Source organism: Embleya sp. NPDC055664, assembly GCF_053618075.1.
Window position 1 is genome coordinate 92,886 of record NZ_JBSHGZ010000038.1, and the last position, 18,736, is coordinate 111,621.

At 70.4% G+C, this 18,736-nt stretch carries 14 protein-coding genes and 3 pseudogenes; 9 read left to right on the plus strand and 8 right to left on the minus strand.

The features are described 5' to 3' along the window. Positions 1-76 precede the first annotated feature (76 nt). Both ACWGR4_RS39605 and ACWGR4_RS39610 read right to left on the minus strand, forming a co-directional pair. Positions 77-838, minus strand: coding sequence for an ABC transporter permease (locus ACWGR4_RS39605; RefSeq protein WP_452129022.1), 762 nt, complete (start codon positions 836-838; stop codon positions 77-79). Positions 839-927: 89 nt separating this feature from the next. Then, entirely contained in the window at positions 928-1,902 is a 975-nt protein-coding gene (locus ACWGR4_RS39610) for an ATP-binding cassette domain-containing protein (RefSeq protein ID WP_452129023.1), read from the minus strand. A gap of 762 nt (positions 1,903-2,664) precedes the next feature. On the opposite strand from ACWGR4_RS39610, the gene ACWGR4_RS39615 reads away from it, so the two are divergent. Further along, entirely contained in the window at positions 2,665-4,053 is a 1,389-nt protein-coding gene (locus ACWGR4_RS39615; protein WP_452129024.1) for a glutamate decarboxylase, read from the plus strand. A 159-nt stretch (positions 4,054-4,212) separates the two neighbouring features. Here the strand turns inward: ACWGR4_RS39615 and ACWGR4_RS39620 are convergent, their stop codons facing one another. Next, the gene (locus tag ACWGR4_RS39620) at positions 4,213-4,848 is read right to left on the minus strand and encodes a TetR/AcrR family transcriptional regulator (RefSeq protein WP_452129025.1); all 636 of its coding nucleotides are present in this window, start codon (positions 4,846-4,848) and stop codon (positions 4,213-4,215) included. 61 nt (positions 4,849-4,909) lie between these two features. Between ACWGR4_RS39620 and ACWGR4_RS39625 the strand changes: the two genes are divergently transcribed. Then, positions 4,910-6,244 (plus strand): GH1 family beta-glucosidase, encoded by a 1,335-nt coding sequence (locus ACWGR4_RS39625; RefSeq protein WP_380004837.1) that lies wholly within the window; start codon positions 4,910-4,912, stop codon positions 6,242-6,244. A 108-nt stretch (positions 6,245-6,352) separates the two neighbouring features. Here the strand turns inward: ACWGR4_RS39625 and ACWGR4_RS39630 are convergent. Then, positions 6,353-7,048, minus strand: a pseudogene (locus tag ACWGR4_RS39630) (discoidin domain-containing protein); the annotation flags it as partial. A gap of 357 nt (positions 7,049-7,405) precedes the next feature. Between ACWGR4_RS39630 and ACWGR4_RS39635 the strand changes: the two are divergent. Then, the gene (locus tag ACWGR4_RS39635) at positions 7,406-8,506 is read left to right on the plus strand and encodes a PP2C family protein-serine/threonine phosphatase (RefSeq protein WP_452129026.1); all 1,101 of its coding nucleotides are present in this window, start codon (positions 7,406-7,408) and stop codon (positions 8,504-8,506) included. Between the two features lie 177 nt (positions 8,507-8,683). Here the strand turns inward: ACWGR4_RS39635 and ACWGR4_RS39640 are convergent, their stop codons facing one another. Beyond that, positions 8,684-9,394 carry an iron chelate uptake ABC transporter family permease subunit gene (locus ACWGR4_RS39640; RefSeq protein ID WP_452134308.1) on the minus strand — a complete coding sequence of 237 codons (711 nt, stop codon included), beginning with the start codon at positions 9,392-9,394 and terminating at the stop codon, positions 8,684-8,686. 299 nt (positions 9,395-9,693) lie between these two features. On the opposite strand from ACWGR4_RS39640, the gene ACWGR4_RS39645 reads away from it, so the two are divergent. From ACWGR4_RS39645 to ACWGR4_RS39660, 4 genes and pseudogenes are all read left to right on the plus strand, one after another. Continuing rightward, a complete protein-coding gene (locus tag ACWGR4_RS39645; RefSeq protein WP_452134309.1) occupies positions 9,694-10,872 on the plus strand; it encodes a hypothetical protein in 1,179 nt (392 codons plus the stop codon). A gap of 156 nt (positions 10,873-11,028) precedes the next feature. After that, positions 11,029-11,245: pseudogene (locus tag ACWGR4_RS39650) on the plus strand (IS5/IS1182 family transposase); the annotation flags it as partial. A gap of 11 nt (positions 11,246-11,256) precedes the next feature. Then, positions 11,257-11,402, plus strand: a pseudogene (locus tag ACWGR4_RS39655) (IS630 family transposase); the annotation flags it as partial. A 224-nt stretch (positions 11,403-11,626) separates the two neighbouring features. Continuing rightward, positions 11,627-14,137: a DUF7617 domain-containing protein gene (locus ACWGR4_RS39660; protein WP_452133850.1), complete on the plus strand. Its 2,511-nt coding sequence runs from the start codon at positions 11,627-11,629 to the stop codon at positions 14,135-14,137. A 268-nt stretch (positions 14,138-14,405) separates the two neighbouring features. Here the strand turns inward: ACWGR4_RS39660 and ACWGR4_RS39665 are convergent, their stop codons facing one another. Further along, positions 14,406-14,867 (minus strand): RICIN domain-containing protein, encoded by a 462-nt coding sequence (locus tag ACWGR4_RS39665; protein ID WP_452133851.1) that lies wholly within the window; start codon positions 14,865-14,867, stop codon positions 14,406-14,408. A 117-nt stretch (positions 14,868-14,984) separates the two neighbouring features. Beyond that, positions 14,985-15,413: a hypothetical protein gene (locus ACWGR4_RS39670; protein ID WP_452133852.1), complete on the minus strand. Its 429-nt coding sequence runs from the start codon at positions 15,411-15,413 to the stop codon at positions 14,985-14,987. Between the two features lie 694 nt (positions 15,414-16,107). On the opposite strand from ACWGR4_RS39670, the gene ACWGR4_RS39675 reads away from it, so the two are divergent. Beyond that, positions 16,108-17,049 (plus strand): DUF1838 family protein, encoded by a 942-nt coding sequence (locus ACWGR4_RS39675; protein ID WP_452133853.1) that lies wholly within the window; start codon positions 16,108-16,110, stop codon positions 17,047-17,049. 187 nt (positions 17,050-17,236) lie between these two features. Here ACWGR4_RS39675 and ACWGR4_RS39680 read toward each other — a convergent pair whose 3' ends face one another. Beyond that, positions 17,237-17,566, minus strand: a complete 330-nt coding sequence (locus ACWGR4_RS39680; RefSeq protein ID WP_452133854.1) for a hypothetical protein — start codon at positions 17,564-17,566, stop codon at positions 17,237-17,239. Positions 17,567-17,906: 340 nt separating this feature from the next. Between ACWGR4_RS39680 and ACWGR4_RS39685 the strand changes: the two genes are divergently transcribed. Continuing rightward, positions 17,907-18,227, plus strand: coding sequence for a carboxymuconolactone decarboxylase (locus ACWGR4_RS39685; protein ID WP_452133855.1), 321 nt, complete (start codon positions 17,907-17,909; stop codon positions 18,225-18,227). The last annotated feature ends 509 nt before the right edge of the window (positions 18,228-18,736 follow it).

An 18,736-nucleotide genomic window follows, 5' to 3' on the forward strand; every position in this document is an offset into this window, starting at 1 on the left:
AGGAAAGGCCGCCGGCGGCTGATGCGCGATCGGGCGCCGGCGCCGCAGGACGGCATGAGCGGGACAGGCCCTGTGCCTAGGGTTCCCTGCGGTACAGCCACACCCCGATCGGCGCGAAGACGGCGATGAGCGCCGCATCCCACGCCAACGCCTGCCAGACGTCGGTGGCGGTCGGGCCACCGAGTACGAGGGCGCGTACCGCGTCGGCATTGCGTGAGACCGGTTGATGCTCCGCGAAGGCTTGCAGCCACCCGGGCATGGTTTGCACCGGGACGAACGCCGACGACGCGAACACCAGGGGAGCGAGCACGGGGAAGGCCGCGGCCTGGGCGGTCTCCGGATCGCCGACCGCCATACCGACGACCGCGAAGATCCACGACATCGCGAAGCCGAAGGCCAGGACCAGGAGGATGGCCCCGAGGAACGCGGGCACCCCGGCGTGGATCCGGAATCCGATGGCGAAGCCCACCGCGGCCATCAGCGCCACGACGAAGACGTTCCTGGCGAGATCGGCGGTGGTGCGGCCGACGAGTACCGCGGAGCGGGCCATGGGCAGGGACCTGAACCGCTCCATCAGGCCGGTGTCCATGTCGGTGGCCAGGCCGATCGCGGTGTTCATGGCGCCGAACACCGCGGTTTGCACGAAGATGCCCGGGATCAGGAAGTCGACGTACGCGATCCCGTGCAGGGCCGGTTGCACGACGCCGCCGAATACGTACCGGAACATCAGCACGAAGACCAGCGGCTGGATGGTGGAGAAGATCAACAGACGCGGCACGCGGCGCAGGGCGATCAGGTTCCGCCACGCGACGGCGAGTCCGTCCTGTGCGGCACGCACGAGGGGTGGCGCGCCGCGCGCCGCCGGCGGCGAGGGTCCCCATTGCCGGCCGCGCCGGGCGGCATACGTCGGGGACCCGCCCGGCCCGCTCACGATCCCTCCGCGGAGGTTCGCCCGGAGTCCGGGGCATCGCCCGCGCGGCGGCCGGTGAGTTCCAGAAACACGTCGTCGAGGCTGGACTCGTGGACCGCCACGGCACCGGGCACCAAACCGTGGGCATCGAGAACGCGCAGGATCTCCAGCAGCGGACGCGACCCGTCGTGCGACGTCAGGCGCAGCCGGGTGCCTTCGACGTCCGGGCGGGTGGAGAACCGGGCGCTCACGAGTTCCGCCGCCCGCGCCGCCCGGCGAGCCTCCTCCACGTCGAGTTCGATGATCGTGTTGCCCAGCCGCGCCTTGAGCGCGGCCGGCGTGTCGTCGGCGATGACCCGCCCCCGGTCGATGACCACCACCCGCGAGGCGAGTTGGTCGGCTTCCTCCAGGTACTGCGTGGTGAGGAGGACGGTGGTCCCGTCGGCGACGAGGCCGCGGATCATCTCCCACAACGCGTTGCGGCTCTGCGGGTCCAATCCGGTGGTGGGCTCGTCGAGGAAGAGGACACGCGGGTCGGGCACCAGCGCCGCGGCGACGTCCAGGCGCCTGCGCATGCCGCCGGAGTACGTTCGAGCGGGGCGGTCACCGGCCTCCGCGAGGTCGAACCATTCCACGAGCTCTGTCGCTCGGGCCCGGACGCGCGAGCGCCGGACGTGGGTGAGGCGCCCGATCAGGCGCAGGTTCTCACGGCCGGTCAGGTTCTTGTCGATCGCCGCGTACTGCCCGGCCAGCCCGATCAGACTCCGGACCGTGCCGGCATCGCGGACCACGTCGTACCCGAATACCGCGGCACGACCGGCCGTGGGGCGCACGATCGTGGTCAGGATGCGGATCGCGGTGCTCTTGCCTGCGCCGTTCGGGCCCAAAAGGCCGAAAACCGTTCCGGCGGGGACACGGAAGTCCACCGAATCCAGAGCTGTCACGGCGCCGAATCGCTTGCTGAGGCCCTCGACGTCAATCGCCTCGTTCACGGGGCCTTCTCCCTCGTGTGGAGGACACCCGTCTCGTCCATTCTCGACCGCCGCCCGACCCTTCGCAGCCCCGGACAGCGGTCCCGCCGCCGCCTTCGCGGCCCGGGGGCGCCGGGTCGACGCCGCTCGCGATGTTCCTCACGGACGCGCTCGCGGTGCGTCGGGATCGACGCACCGGCGTCCGGCGCACGTGTTCGGCAAGGCGGTCGGCCTTCGCTGCGACCGCGATCTCGGCTCGGTCCGGTCCTCGGTCCACCGGGATCGAGGCACCGCACCGCCTGTGACGTCGCTCCTCGGATGCGGGAACTGCCGGTACGGCAGCAGTCGCCCCGACGGGGTGCGCCGGTCCACCGGCGGCGGAGTCCGAGGGCGTGGGACTCTCTTGACGATCCTGGCGATGAGTTCGCGGCGCCGGGCGAGCCGGCATTCGCAGATGGCGGTGCCGCCGCCGGGCGGGTGCCGGGTGAGCCGGGTTCGACCTCGGTGGCGTCGACGGGCACGTCGACTTCGGGGCGGCGCAGGTCGAGCACGACGTGGACGGCGGCGGCGACACCCAGGTGGACGAACAGAGCGGTCGGCGCCCGGCCGGTTCCGTGGCCGTCCAGGGCCTGCACCGCGGCGGCCGGCGTACGCGCGCCCGATGCCGCCGCCCGACGACAACGGCCGCGTCGCACCGCCGGATGGCCCACGCCCGCATGCCGCCCACCGAACCTGTCCGTAGTGTCCGATGCGGACCGATGGACCGACACGCGAGGTGCCCCGATGGCTCTGCACAACGCTCAGGAACCGGCGGCCGACCCGGCCGTCGACATTTTCGCATCACCGCTGAGTGAACAGCCCCTGTCCAAAAGGTCCATGCCCGACCTACCCTCACTGCCCCCCGTCGTCTTCCAGCTGCTGCGCAACGAGTTGCTGCTGGACGGCAACGCCGCGCAGAACCTGGCCACCTTCTGCACCACATGGGCGGACGACGAGGTCCACCGGCTGATGGACCTGTGCCTGGACAAGAACATCGTCGACAAGGACGAGTATCCGCAGACCGCAGAGATCGAATCGCGCTGCGTGAACATCCTTGCCGACCTGTGGAACGCACCCGGCGGCGCCGGGGAAGCCAACGCGGTCGGCTGCTCCACCACCGGCTCCAGCGAGGCCGCGATGCTTTGCGGCCTCGCCCTGAAGTGGCGCTGGCGCCATCGCCGGCAGGCCGCCGGCCAGTCCACCGACCGGCCCAACCTGGTCTGCGGACCGGTGCAGGTCTGTTGGGAGAAGTTCGCCCGGTACTTCGACGTGGAGCTGCGCCAGGTGCCGGTGGAGTCCGGAGCAACCGGCCTCCAGGCGCACCAGCTGCGCGAGTACGTCGACGAGAACACCATCGGCGTCGTCGCGATCCTCGGCGTGACCTACACCTGCACCTACGAGCCGGTCGCGGAGATCGCCGCCGAGCTCGACCGCATGCAGGCCGCGACCGGCGTCGACGTACCGCTGCACGTCGACGCCGCCTCGGGCGGGTTCATCGCGCCGTTCCTCCACCGTGACCTGGTCTGGGACTTCCGCCTGCCGCGGGTCGCCTCGATCAACGCCTCGGGCCACAAGTACGGCATGGCCCCGCTCGGCGTCGGCTGGGCGCTGTGGCGGGATCAGGACGCCCTGCCGGACGACCTGGTGTTTCACGTCGACTATCTCGGCGGCGACATGCCGACCCTCGCGCTGAACTTCTCCCGCCCCGGTGGACAGGTCGTCAGCCAGTACTTCATGTTCCTGCGGCTCGGCCGCGAGGGGTACCGCCGGGTCTACCAGGCCTGCGCCGACACCGCCCGGCACCTCGCCCGGCAGGTCGCCGAGATGGGTCCCTTCACCCTGCTCTACGACGGCGTCGGTGCCCTGCCCGCCGTATCCTGGACGCTCACCGACCCGGACTCGACCGGCTGGAGCCTGTACGACCTGTCCGACCTGCTGCGGATGCGCGGCTGGCAGGTGCCCTCCTACCCACTGCCACCGGACCGCCAGGAGACGGTCATCCAGCGCGTCCTGGTCCGCCACGGCGTCGACCACGACCAGATCGAACTCCTGGCCGACGACATGCGCCGAGCGATCAAACACCTCCACGAGGGCCGCCCGCACGACGCGGACCGCGTGGCTTTCCACCACTGACGGCCTCGGCCGACGGCGACGGCCACCGCCCTGCACCCGACGCGCACGCGCCCCTCCCGCGCGCCGACTCCACCGCCGGCAGGGCCGGGGGCCGCGTCCGGGCGGAAGCCGAAGTCGCAGCGCCGTTCGTGTCTTTCGGCGGCGAGGCGCGTCATGGCACTAACTCGTTGTCGACGAGCGGATTCGGTCGTTCAGATAGCTGTCGAGGACTCGTTTGCACTCGGCGATCAACCGGGGGTCGCCCTGCGAATCGGTGAGGAAGGCCAGTTTGAGCACGCTGTCCGCGCATTCCAGGGCCACTCGGAGGACGATCTCCAGGTCGGTGTCGTCCCGGATCCCGGTCAGGGTCGCGGTCAGTTCGCGCAGCCGTCGGGCGACCGCGGTGTTGTTGTCCAGGGCCGGATCGAGGGTGTGGTCGCGGCCCACCGCGCCGAAGTCGACCACGCCGAAGCCGGTGATCGTCCGGCGCATGGTGACGAACTCGTCGACGGTCACCTCGACGATGCCCGAGACGTCTGCGGGCCTCTCGCGCTCCAGTCGGGTCGAGACCCGTTCGAGGAAGGTGTCCAGGTTGCGGGCGGCGAGTGCGCCGATCAGCCCCTCCTTGTCGGAGAAGAACTGGTACAGGGTGCCGATGGGCACCTCGGCCCTGCCGGCCACTTCCTTGGTGGTCAGCGCGACGTAGCCGACTTCGTCCAGGAGTTCGGCACAGGCGTCCAACAGTCGTTCGAAACGTTCGACGCTGCGTTTCTGGACGGGGCGGCGGCGTGTCGTGCCCACGGTGCGATCTCTCACGCTTTCATCATTCCATCCAGAGGGATTAACATGAGCGGAACTCATGTTTTAGGAGTTGCGCATGGCACTCGACCACCTGCCCGCAGACTTCGTCTGGGGCGCCTCGACGGCGTCCTATCAGATCGAGGGCGCAACCACGGAGGACGGCCGCGGCCCGTCGGTGTGGGACACCTTCACCGCGCGGCCCGGCGTGATCCGCGACGGGCACACCGGTGATGTGGCCTGCGACCATTACCACCGGTACGAGGAGGATCTCGCGCTGATGGCCGAGGTGGGCCTCACCGGCTACCGCTTCTCGATCGCCTGGCCTCGGATCCAGCCGACCGGCCGGGGCGAGGTCAACCCCCGGGGGCTGGACTTCTACGACCGCTTGGTCGACGGCCTGCTCGCGCGCGGCGTGGAGCCCGTCCCGACCCTGTTCCACTGGGACCTCCCGCAGGGCCTCGAGGACGACGGCGGCTGGCTGAACCGCGACACCGCGTACCGGTTCGCCGATTATTCCGCCACGGTGGCCCACAGGCTGGGGGACCGGGTCCGGAAGTGGATCACGCTCAACGAACCGTTCATCCACATGGTCTGGGGCTACGGCCTGGGTACCCACGCGCCGGGCCGTACCCTGTTCCTCGATTGCCTGCCGGTGGCCCACCACCAATTGCTCGGCCATGGCTTGGCGCTGAGGGAACTGCGCCGACGCGGCCTCCAGGTGATGATCGCCAACAACTGCACCCCGGTTTGGCCCGCCTCGGACGCCCCCGCGGACCGCGCCGCCGCGCAGGCCTACGACAACCTGCACAACCGCCTGTTCAACGACCCGATCCTCACGGGCACTTACCCCGACCTGTCGGCCTACGGCGCGGACGCCACCCTCGGCGGTTCCGTTCGCGACGGTGACCTCGAACTCGTCAGCGCCCCGCTGGACGCGCTCGGTGTCAACTACTACAACCCGACCCGGATCCAGGCGCCGACGTCGGAGGGCCTGCCCTTCGAAGAGGCCCCGATCGAAGGCTATCGCCGCACCGCTTTCGACTGGCCCGTCGTCCCCGACGGTCTGCGCGAACTGCTCGTCGGTCTCAAGGAGCGCTACCCGGCGCTCCCGCCGATCTACATCACCGAGAACGGCTGCTCGGTCGAGGACGTCGTCACCGCGGACGGCACCGTCCCCGACTTCGACCGTATCGACTACCTGGACACCCATCTGCGAGCCGTCGACGCGGCCGTGGCCCAAGGTGTGGACGTCCGCGGCTACTTCACCTGGACCCTGATGGACAACTTCGAATGGGCCGAGGGCTTCCACCAGCGCTTCGGCCTCGTCCACGTCGACCACGACACCCAAGTCCGCACCCCGAAGGCCTCCTTCGCCTGGTATCGCGACCTCATCCGCGCCCGACGCGGCTGAGCCGCCCGTCCGCCGAAGCTCGCGCGGACACCGCGAGTTTCGGCGGATCCCGGTGCCACGCTCCAGTCCCTGAATCCGGACGAAGCGCGCCGGAGTTGCGGCGAACCGCGCCGTGTCCAGGCCGCCGTCACCGGTGGTCGTGGACCAGGCCGTCCGCCAGTTCGTGCCGTCGCCCGACAACTCGACGCGGTACGACTTTCCGTACGCCGCCTCCCCGTCGAGGGTGACGCGCTTGATCGCGTTCGCGGATCCGAGGTCGATCCGCAGCCATTGGTCGTCGGTCCACTCGCCGGCCCAGCGGGTGCCCCGGTCGCCGTCCACTGTCCGGCCGGGCGCGAAGCCGACGAACGGGTTCCACCACTTCGACGAGGACGCCCAGGCCGTCGCACCCGAGGCCAGGTTCACCCCGGACCTGTGCCGTTCGGACCATGCCGTAGTGCGCCGTGCCGTCGGTGTTGACATCCCAAGTACGCTCGCGCGAGTCGGGTGTGGGCCGCGCCGCAGGGTTTCCACCAGTCCGGCTCCACCGCGGAGCCGGGCGTCGGACCGAGTACCAGGGCCATCACGGTGAGGAGCAGTGGCGCCACTGTGAGGGATCCGAGTCTGCGATCTGCGAGTCGCCACTCGTCCGGTCGCGTTGCGGTCGACCAGCGGGCGAGCGCTACCGCGGGGCCGGCATCGTGTTCCCGGTCGACGGCGGCGCGGTACCGCGCGGAGGGGCCGCGACGCGGGCCTGACCGGGTCGCGCGGTCGCGGGGTCGTGTGCACCGGGGTTCGACGGTGCCTCGGGCCTGGCCGGCCCATAGGTGACGCCGGCGGAGATCGTGCCCGCCGTCTTGTTCGGCGGACCCAGGTCCGGGGCGCGGAATTCGGCAAGCGCGCTTTCCCCGCACGACGGGTCCACCACGTCGACGCCCTGTTCGGGGCGGTGTGAGAACGTGCGCGATGACGTTCGGGCCGCCCGCGTCGCAGCTCTCGCCGCGACCGGCGTTCGACGATCTTCGCCGACCCGAACGGGCGACGAGACGCGGCCGGCCCTCCCGTGCGGTCGTTTCGGACGCCTCGAAGGGTCAAGCTGTATGTATGCGGTCGTTCCAACGCTCGGCTCCCGGATCGGGAGTCGGCGGTCGCAGCCGGGCCCTCACCACACTCGCACGGTGTGTGCCGTTCGCCATCGCACTCCTGGTGGTGGGGATCGAGTTCTCGTCCGCGCACTTTCTGTACACCGGGCCCCTGCTGACCGCGACGCCGGCGCTGGCCGCGGTCACGATGGGTCCCAGGGGGACGATCTCGGCGGCGGCCGTCGCTCTGGCCGTGAGCGTGAGCACTGCCACCTACAACCAGGCGTGGGGCAGCCAACAGGTCTACACGAATTTCCTGGCCATTCTCCTGGTGTCCGCAGCCAGTGTCATGACCAGTCGTTTCATGCGTACACGCAGACGAAACGAACTCGAGCGGATTCGCCGGATCGCCGAGGCGGCGCAGAGAGTCCTGCTCCGGCCGGTGCCCGCGCGCCTGGGGCCGCTGCGGACCGCCAGCATGTACCTCGCGGCGGAAAGCGGCGCGCAGATCGGCGGTGACCTGTACGAGGCCGTGCAGACGCGGTACGGGGTCCGGATGATCATCGGAGACGTCCGCGGCAAGGGGCTGCCCGCCGTGCGCTCGGCCGCGGTGGTCTTGGGCGCGTTCCGCGAGGCCGTGCACTACGAGGACGACCTGGTGGAGGTCGTGGCTCACTGCGCGGCCGCGCTGCGACGCGAACGCGCCATGCCGTGGGCGATCGATCGGGACGACGACGAGGAGGAGCAGGAGGAGTCGTTCGTCACCGTGCTCGTGGCGCAGGTACCCGACCGGTGCGTGGTCGAGATGGTCAACTGCGGCCATCCGCCACCGCTGGTGCTGCGCCGGGGCACGGTGCACGCTCTGACGCCCCCCTCGCCACTTCCGCCCCTCGGCCTGGAGGAGTTGATCACCAGTCCTTTGGGCAAGGCGGAGAGCTATGTGTTCCTCCCCGGCGACCGTCTACTGCTGTACACCGACGGCGTTCTCGAGGCACGCAACCGGGACAACGACTTCTTCGCCCTACCCGAGGCAATGGAAGCGGTGCCAATGTGCGCCCCGTCGGAGTTCCTCGAAGAACTGCACCGGGGATTGCTCCGCCATACCCAGGGCCGCCTGGTCGACGATGTGGCCATGATCCTCGCGGAACGGCTCGACGGGGAAGCCGACACCCCCTCGGCGCCGCCTGCCGCTGCGGAATGACGTCGCAGTCGTGTCGATCCGGTGCGGAATCACCGGCGACGAGCTCCCACCGGGGGTGCCCGGTTCGGTGATCGGCGCGTCGACGCCGCGGCCACGCCCGGGACCTGTGACACCGTCCGACGCCGTCAGTGCCCCAGCGCGCCGGCGAACCTGCCCACGGACGGCCGCCTCCCGCCATCACACGAAGCCGTTCCCGGCGCCCTCGCCCACCACCAGGTGCAGCAGACGCGGCCACACCACCTCCCGCTCCCAAGCCCGTGCCACTCGCGGAGCGGCACGGAGAAGCGCGGAAGTGTCGACCCCCGCAAGGCGGCGACGACGCGTGGGTATGGCACGGTCGTCGCATCGGGGGGCGCCGAGCAGGGCGGTGAGGATGCCCAGCGGCAGTTCGTTGGGGCGGTTGAGGGTGCGGGAGAGCAGGTCGACGGGGACCGGATGGACGGCACCCAGCAGGGCCGTCAGGGGCAGCAGCCGACGGTGGTCGGCATCGATGGTCAGCCGCACCGGGTACCGGGCGCCCGCGACGCCGGCAGGCGTCCGGAACATGACGGTCCGCAGTTCGGTGGGGGTCGCCCGGAGCTGGACGTAACTGGTCGCCGAGAGGAAGACGTAGCCGATGGCGACACTCGCGAGCACCAGCCGGGTCGGGGCCGGCCGCCCCCGGCGCCGGCCGAGTGCGCAGAGCAGGGCACCGGTGGCCACCGACCCGAGGAAGGCCGCCGCCGACACCCCCGGCCTGGCCGCCGCAACGCCTCCGGGTGCGGCCGAAGCGGGTCGAAGACGCCGACCGCTTGAACTCCCGCCGAGGCCCGCCGGCCCGCGGACCGGGCGCCGGTGTCGCGCCGACCGGCGCTCGCCCGCGACCGCGCGGCCGGTCGCCGCGCACACCCGACGACGCCCCCTGCCGCCCGCCCGTCGCCCGAACGGCGCCGGTCGGGGTTCGGCCCGTTTCGGCTCGTCGTCGGTTACGGGCTCGCGGCTGCGATGGGGCGGTGTGGGACGTCGTCTGTCGTAGACGCCGGGCTTCAGGGTTTGGCTCTTGCCCTTGCAGCCTCCCTGTTACGGAGGAGGTCGATCTCGATCACCGGGGGCGAACATCGTGTCGGCGTCCGCGTTTAGGGTCTGTCCGATGCCGACGCCGACGTCCGCGTATGTTCGGGCGGTACCGCCACCATCGGGAGAATGACGTGCGACTTTTCGATGCCCCGAACGTTCCACAGACATGGCACTGGCAGGCGTGGCTCGCCTACGCCGACGTGCTGACCGACGCGGGGGACCCACGAGGCGAGGCGATCCGGCTGGAGCACCGCTGTGCGACCGAGGGCGGGGACCCCGCCCTGCCGGCCGCGGCCTACGCGGACGTGGAACGGCAGTTGGGCCTGGACGGGCTGCGGGCGGACGGTTCGTGGCGGTTCACGTGGTCGCGCGGTTTCGTCGACGAGGCGTCCTTCCGCCTCGCCGAGGACACCCGGTCACGACGCCGGGACCTGGTGGACCGGCTCACGCTCGATCTTCCGCACACCGCGACCGTCGACCCGACCGACCCGGAACGGTGGGAGGGGGTGTTGATCGACGCCCTGCTGTCGCACCCGCTCGCGCACCGTCTGCGCGACCTCGAACTGCACCTCACCGACTGGCACCACTCCGCCGAACACGCCGCGTCCGCACTCGCGAACCGAATACGTCCCCGGTTGGAACGCCTGTGCTTCGGCTACGACTTCGAGCTGCTGTACGCACCCGGCAAGACGTCGACCGGCGGTCGGATCGATCCCCTGGACCACCACCACACGGGGCTGGTGCGGACCGACGTGTGGGGGGCGCTGCCCGCCCTGCGCACTCTCGAACTCGAGGGAGCCTTCCTCTTCGGCTCCGTGTGTCACGACGGCGTGCGACGGTTGCGGGTACGAGGCCCGGTCGTCTCCGACGGCGCACTGTTCGACCTCGGCGAGACCTCAGGCGTCACGTCGCTGGAGGTCGAGATCGGAACCGACGTCTTCGGATGTCTCTGCCCGGTCGACCAACTCGACGAGCTGCGGGCCGCCGACTACCCCGCGCTCGAGCATCTCGACCTGAGCGGGGCGGAGTTCGACGCCTCCCCGTACGAGGTGCTCCAGACCCTCGCCGAGTCCTCGGTGTTGCCACGACTGCGTTCGCTCACCATCGGGGAGCTGACGATCGAACGCGAGGACCTCGACGGTGACCCGTCGGCCGCACTGGCCGAACTCGTCGACCGGTTCGCGCATCTGGACCTGATCGTGGACGGCATCGTCGACGTCGAAGGCGTCGACGACGAGGAGGTCGAACGTCTTTTCGCCGGATCCGGCCCCAAACCGGGGCCGGCCGGCGAAGGCCGAGACGACGATTGAGCACCCTTCGTCGGCGCTCCCCGCACGTCGATGTCCGGCACCGGCCGGCCGACGGGCGGCCGGCGCCCCGGACGGACGGAACGCCGCACGCGTGGCCGCCACGAATCGCCTCCACCCGCTCGGGGCCATCGACCGCGACTGCACAATGGCGGAGCGGTGTCGGTGGACTCGACGGTCGTCCGCGCGCACCAGCACGCGGCCGATGCGCGCAAAAGGGGGTTGCGGACGGGGACGAACCGGGCAACACAGGGCGCCGTGCCCGGCGCCTGCGGGCCCCGAGGGACTCGGCCGTTCGCGGGGCGGGTTGACGACGAGGCCGCATCTCGCGGTGGACGGGCGGGGGTTGCCGTTGTCGATCGTCTCGCCCCGGGGCAGGTAAGGACGGTGAGGGACCGGGGTGCCTGGGTGTGCTTCGCGGACGAGGCGGGACGGACGCTGCGTCCGCCGAAGACACGGACCTGGTCCCGGCGGGGCCACCCGCCCTCGTGCCGGTCGGCGGGGAGGGCTCGGGGCGCATTTCGCCTGCCGGCTTCCGATGGCCGCTGCTTGCTGATTCGTACAGTCGGTCGATAAATAATCATATTCCTTCATCATGTGACCAATAGGAAAAACTGGCCCCGGTGCGAACAGTTCGCCGTCCTAGCCTGATCGACGGCCGCCTGACCTTCCGTCAGGCCCTTCGTCGATCCGAGGTGGGGAACCAGTGCCGAGAAGCCCGCGTCCACATCCGCCCGTTCCGACCCGTCGGCTCACCTTGACCCGCTCGTCCGCCGCGATCCGCCCGGTGCGCGCCGCCACGGCCGCCCTGATCGCCGCCGGACTGCTGATGTTCGGCCTGGGCGCCCCCGCCCCGGCCGGCGCCGCCGATACCCCGTCCACGCTGGTGAAGAGCGTTCGGGACGTCACCCACCCGGGGGCAGCGGCCGTCGAGCACGGGGACACCCTCGACTGGACCGTCCGCTACCGGAACGCGACCGCCGGCGACACTCCCGCCCCGGCCTCCGTGACGGACCCGTTGGCAGGCGCGGGCGGCTCCCAGACCTATGTGCCGGGCTCGCTGCGCGTTCCGCCCGGGTGGACCCCGAGTTGGTCCACCGACGGCAGTACCTTCACCGGCGCCGACCCGGGGACGGCCACCACCGCGGTCCGCGCCGAGAACTCGCTCGCCCTGGCCGGCGGCACCTCGCTTGCCACCCTGGCCCTCGGTCCGGTGAAGCCGACCCCCCAACCCACCGGCGGCGACGGGTTCACGCCCGTATTGCACCGTACGGCGGGCGGCGAGATCGAGTCCTGGAACATCTACCACCACGCCGCGCCGAACGCCCCGCAGGCCGTCTGCCTCAACCTGACGCTCGGTCAGCCCTGCACCGGCGGCCCGTGGCCGCGCCCGCTGAACACCACGCCCGGACCACTCGGCAGCGGCGCCACCGGTGACATCGGGAGCCCGCTGACCCCGCAGTACGTCCTCGACCCGCTCCACCCCGACCAGTTGCTCTACCCGGCGGTCACCACGTCCGCCGTCGGCGTCGGCTGCCTGGATCTCGCCGCACACGCCAACTGCGGCTTCGTCCCACTGGCCACCATGGGCGGATCGCCCAGCAGCGCCAACAACCTGGCCGGCCTGGTCCGGGTCGGCGACAACCTGTACGGCGTCGCGAACACCGGGCAGGTGCTGTGCCTGACCCTGGCCACCCGCACCCCGTGCGCCGGCCAGCCGTACGCGCCGATCGTCGCCGCCAACCACGACCTGCCCAACACCCCCGCCGCCCTCTACCTCGGCGGCCTGACCACGGTCGGCAACCGCGTGTTCGCCTCCTCCTCGCCGCAGGGCGGCGGCTCCACCGTCTCCGGCCCGCCCGCTCTCGGCTGCTTCGACACCGCCACCGCGAACACGTGCGCGGGTTGGACCACCCCGCACACCGCCGGCCCGAGCAGCGCCTATTACACCTATGACGCCTTCGCCTCCTACGACACCGCCGGGCACGCCGACGGCGTGTGCACCAGCGCATCCGGCGGACCCAACGTCCTGACGACCTGTTATGGGCTGGACGGCTCCACGCACGCCGCGCCCGCCACGCTCTCCTCCCTCGGCGGCAACACCCTGACCTTCAGTCCCGAGACCGTCACCACCCCCGCCGGGACCCGCAGCTACTTCCCCGCCTGGGGCGGCGGCCTGGCCGGGGGAACGATCTGCCACGACTGGACGCTCGCCGCGCCCTGCGCCGGCTTCCCGCTGCCCGCCACTCACCCCGGCGTCAACGGCGGCGCCACCCGCGACTACGGCTACACCTACGACGCCACCTCCCGCTGCCTGATCGGCCTGGGCGACGCCGGCTACCTGTTCTCCCTCGACCCGACCACCGGTGCCAGCCCCTGCGTGCACGGCGGCGCGAGCGTCACGCTGAAGCCGGCCGACTTCTATTGCGACGGCGGCAGCGGCAACATCCAGGGTTACACCCGGGCCCGGCTGACCGGCCTCGACCTCACACACATCGACTTCGCCACGTCCCGGGCGACCGTCACCGACCCCGACGGCACCACGATCGCCACCCCCGGCCTGGCCGGCGACGGCACCGTCGACCTGACCGGCATCGACCCCGTCGCGCATCCCGCGATCACGGTCACCGCCCAACTCGTCCTCACCACGGCGGACGACTTCGGCTCGAACAAACACCCGGCGCTGGTCGTCGAGTACCGGGGCGACGCGCCACAGATCTGCTTCCGCACCACCGTCACCGCCGACTGCGCGACCACCTCGATCGGCAACACGGCGACCGGCACCGACTCGACCGGCACCTTCACGTCCAACACCGTCACCACCGCCGTCGCGCCCGGTGCGGGCTGCCAACCCAAGGTCAGCGTGGAGAAAGAGATCTGCGGCTCTCCCAACTCGCACGACTGCGCACCCGGCGGACCCGGACCCTGGGCGAAGACCAGTCCCGTCGGCCTACTCGGTCTGCTCGGCACCGCGCACTGGCGGATCACCGTCACCAACGCGGGCCCCGTGGACGCCGCTTCCGTCACCGTCAACGACCCCACCACACCCTCGTGTCGGCAGGCCGCCGGCACCTTCACCCTCGCCGCCGGGAGCAGTCGCCAAGTTCACTGCGACTCCCTGCTGCTGGCGCTGCCGCTGAAGAACACCGCGTCCGCGAGCTTCGTCGCCGCGAACTCGCCCGCCGGCACCCCTCGCAGCACCACCGCGCCGTCCGCCGCGGTGGCCTGCTCGCTGCTGTGCATCCTGGCGGTACCCGACAAGGGCTGATCCGCCTCTGATCGCCCTCGTTCCCTCCCCGTCCGACCGGCAGCCGGACGGGGAGGGAACGTCGGTTCCGAGTTCTTCGTCGAGCGGGATACCGCTTCGACCTCACCCACCAGGGCCCCGAACGCCGGTGCCGCGTCGTTCGGTTCCCGGACCGCCCTTCCCCCGCCACGTCAACCACACCCCGAGCACATCCATCTCGGCGATGTGTTCGGCCCAGAGTGGCGCCGGGTTCGGCACCCCGCGTGGTTCGACGAGGCCGGGGTGCTCGTCAGACCTGTTCCAGCCAGAACATGTCGGCCTGGTAGCGGTATTGTTCGGCGACGGCGCCGACGGACGTGAAGTCCGACATCCCGACGAACATTTTGGTGTGTTGCACCTGCATCACGAACGGTCGCGGGTACACCATGGGGCCGACGCTGAAGAACAGCTTGAACCGCTGGTGCGGAAGGTTGTTGCAGTCCTCGACCTTGAGGATGGCGCCCTCGCCGGGAAGGCCACCGGTCACGCCCATGCACCACGGCCCACCGGCCCACCTGGTCACGAACGTGTACTCGTACTCGAAGACGGGATCGCCGAAGACCGGCCTGCTGCGGCACATGGTCCACTTCTCGTCGTCCCAGTCGTTCCACGGCATCTGGATGACTCGGCCGTGCCAGGGGTCGTCGCTCTGGTCGGAGTCGAGCATCATGCCGCTGCCGGTGTGGAAGACGTAGACGCCGCCGCAATCCATGTCCGACGGCCACGACGGCGGGGGGAGAGGCGGTGAGGAGCATCGCGGTCGCGACGATCGTCGTGGTGAGCGCCGCGACGAGGCGTCGGATCGGTAACAGGGTTCGATGGGTGCGCTTCATCGGTTCCCTACCATTTCGGGGTTGGTGGGACGGTCCGGAATCAGCAGTGCAGACGTGCGCGAGCGGTCGCGCGCAGGGTGCCCGCAGGCTCGGCCTGGGCACACGAGACGGTGCCCTGATCGGGGGGAGGTGTAGGTGACGTAGGTGCCGGAACTGCCGTTGACCCAAACCCACTTGCCGGTATTGATGCCGTTGCGACCGCAGATCTCCATGATCCACTCGCCCTCCACGCGCTCGGTGCCGCGGTAGAGCCCGTAGACGCCGGGTTGGTTCAAGTGCACGGTCCGGGTCTGGGTGGTGGTCTTGGTGCTGCCGACGTTGGTGGCGACACTGATCCCGAACTTGGTACCGACGCTGCCCAGGGTGGTCTTGTCCTCGGAGGAGAACTCGAGATTGTTGTTCACCGACGTGCTGACCGAGTTCACCTCGTTGAGCGTGTGGGTCTCGTCTTCTCGGCGGACGTGCGACAGACGGAACCACCTTTCCGCGTCGGCGTGGGAGCGCGCCGTCGCGGTCGGCGGCCCGCAGTGAGCCCGGCATCGGTGACCGGCGTCACCCATCAGCGCGGGGAAGGGGAGCGGGAGACGTTCCGCCGGAGGATGCGTCGGTGGTCGGTGAGACCACGATGCGGATGCGGTGTCAGCCGGTCGGAGGATTGTCGAATCATGCGATCTTGTGGGCACAGTCCGCCACTTGCGTGTCACGCGCGTTTTGTAGGGCATGTGCGCTTTGTGGGGCATGTGCGCGCCGTAGCACTCACACGCCCTGGGGGCTGACCGCGGAGCGTTGCCTGCGCATCCTGGCGCTGTTCCGCTGGGGACGGCGTGCCAGGACACGGACTCGAACTCGGGGGCCGTGCAGGGCTCCTCGCCGGTAGCCGCGCCGAAATTCCCGCTCACAATCCTGGCGGCACATACGACCTTTCGAGGTGGTATGGGCCGCCGGCGTCGGCAGGTCGTGCATCGACCGGTGCGGCGCCGCGGCGATGCGTAGGCTGCCGGGCGGAGGACGGACGACGGGGGTGAGCCCCGCAGTTCGCCCGATGCACCCACACCGGCGGGAGACCACGCCCCGGTGGATACGACCGCTACGCACCGAACCGACGAACGGACACCGCGCATGGAATCCGGCAAGGCATCGCCCGAGGCCCTGATCGCATCGCTCGACGACGCGAACGCCCGGCTCTTCGTACGGTTGCTCGGCCGCCCCGACGGCCACGACATGCTGTACCGCATCAGCGGAACGGTGCACAACCATGTGCCCGGCGACGTGCACGGCAAGGTGTTCCCGCACGGGCAGGCGGTGTTCGGCGTCGAGGGCTACAACATCCGCCGGCTGATCAACCCGCCGGGCACCGAGGATCTGCACCTGGTCTCGCGCGAAATCGTCTTCTACACCGACCCGAAGCACGGCACCGTCCTGACCGAATGGACGAACCCGCTGGACGGGCGCACCCGCCCCCTCCCACCGATCGCCAACGACCACGTGCAGTTGTCCTACCGCGTCCGGGAGGGCGCCCTGTACGCGGTGTTCGGGCCCGCCGAGGTGCCGCTGGCCGGCTCGGTCACCCCGCAGCGCGTGCGCCGCAACCTGGTGTGGACCCTGGACGTGCCGCCCGTGTACCGCCTCGCCGACCGATACGGCATCGACGACGACTTCGGGCTCGCGAACTCGACCTACGCCTCCTGGGAGTTGTTCGACTTCCTGGTGCACGAGGACGACGCCCGCGCCCACTCCGACACCGAGGCCGGCCCCCCGACGCCGGCGCTGCCGGTCACCAATTGCTGGACCCGGATCTGCCCCTATGTGCCGGCGATGGGCATCGCCGAGAGCGAGACGCCGGGCAACCTCGTCTACCACGCGCGCGCCTGGACACTGGACGACTTCGATGCGCTCGAACCGTGGCTCGCCGACCTCGTGCGCACCCGCCACCCGCTCTACACGAGCGCCCCCGACACCCCCGGCACGGGACCCAACACCACCACCTGGACCGCGTTCCACACCGACGTACTGGCCCCCCGCGGCCTCACCTGGCGGCAATGGCGCGACACGTCCGGCTGATCGGCCGAGATCGGCTCGGATCGGATCGGCTCGGATCGAGGAACGTGGTGCCTTCTCGCAGCCGGGCAGAGCTGATGTCGGCCTGATCGACGGCGGTGTTCGTGCGGGTCGTGTTCGTCTCGCGGAATGCGTGGATCCAGCCACAGCGACCAGATGCCGTGTTGCCCCCATCGGTGTCCCGACGTTGTCAGGAGTACCAGGAGGCTTCCGTCGGTCGTGATCGTCGGGGGATCTCCCGGGCGGGCATCGTCCTGCGTTCGCCGTCCACAAGCAGAGTGCTCACCGGGTCGCCGCCGTGGGCGCCCGGGAGCCTCACTTCGACCTCGATGTCGCGAGGTGGGTCGGTGGGCAGGGTCGCGGTCATGACGTGCGTCCGGGTGTGGTGGCCGTGGACGCGGGCGGCGGCGACCTCCTTCCCGTCCACGAGGAGTTCCAGTTCCCGCGTCCGGCCCGTCCGAATGCCCACGGTGATCGAGCAGCCGGCGTGCTCGCAGTGAAAGTGATGGTCGCGGCTCATGATCGCCCTCCTGAATCGCCGGGCTGAAAAGGCCCCCACTCCATCGTGGCACCGAGCGGCCGCCGCGCCGCGTACGGCTTTCGAAGCGGTGCCGACTCAGTGTCGTTCCGGCGGATTGTGTCTGTGGGCTGGGCATGGTCCGCTTCCTGCGGTGGTGCCCGTCCTCGCACGTGTCCCGCCGTCGGGACATCGCGTGTTTGCTCGGCGTCTCCGGCCGAGGTGCTTTCCGGAGCAGGCGGTTCTAGGCTCGAAGGGAGGCGAGAAGCCCGACATGTGTCGGCTCTCCCACGCGGGCGTGCGGCACACCTCGGGTATGAGAAATCAGCCGAGGAGGCTCGTCATGACCACTGCGCACGACACACCCGTCCTGGACACCCTGGCCGCCATGACCCTCGATTCGATGGAGCGATGCGGTCTGACACCGGAGGCCCTGATCCTCACCCGCATCGCCGCCCTCGTCGCGATGGACGCCCCTCCGCTGTCCTACGTGGCCCATTTCGAGGCCGGCGCGGCGACCGATCTACAGCCGGAGCAGGTTCAGGACGTCCTCGTGGCGATCGCACCTGTGGTCGGCACGGCCCGAGTGATGGCGGCGGCCGGTCACATCACCAAGGCTCTCGGGATCGAGATCACCGCCTCGGCCCACGAGTCCGACGCCTGAACTGCGGTGGGACGCTTCGGGTGGCCGACGTGCCATCTCGCCCCCGGCCGACTCCTGGTACCCACCGCCTGACCGGACACACGGCGCTGCGGTTCTCCGGGGCCGCCGAAGCCCGCCGCACGACGACCGCCCATGCGTCGGTTCTCGGGCCGAGACGCCGACCGGCGACGGGCGCGCGGGTCTTCCCAGTCAGACTGGACGAACGTCGCCGCTGTCCACCTCGTCGGTTGGCTTGGGTGCCTCCAGGCCGCCGCGCGAGCCGCCCGAGCGCGGGACGTCGTCTGGAGCAGGGTGCGGCGGGCGCCGACAGGGGCTTCGGGGTGGTGATGGCACGCAGGGGAATTCCGGAACTACCGTTGCCGGAATTCCCCTGTGCCCTCATCCGGGGCGTCGTAGTGACCGAGATCCAGAGCGCTAGGTCGCGTATCGGGTTGTGATCAATTTGTGGGATTCGTCGTCAAGGCGGTCCTGGTCTGGTAGATCGTCTTGGTGTGACGCGAAGGCAACTG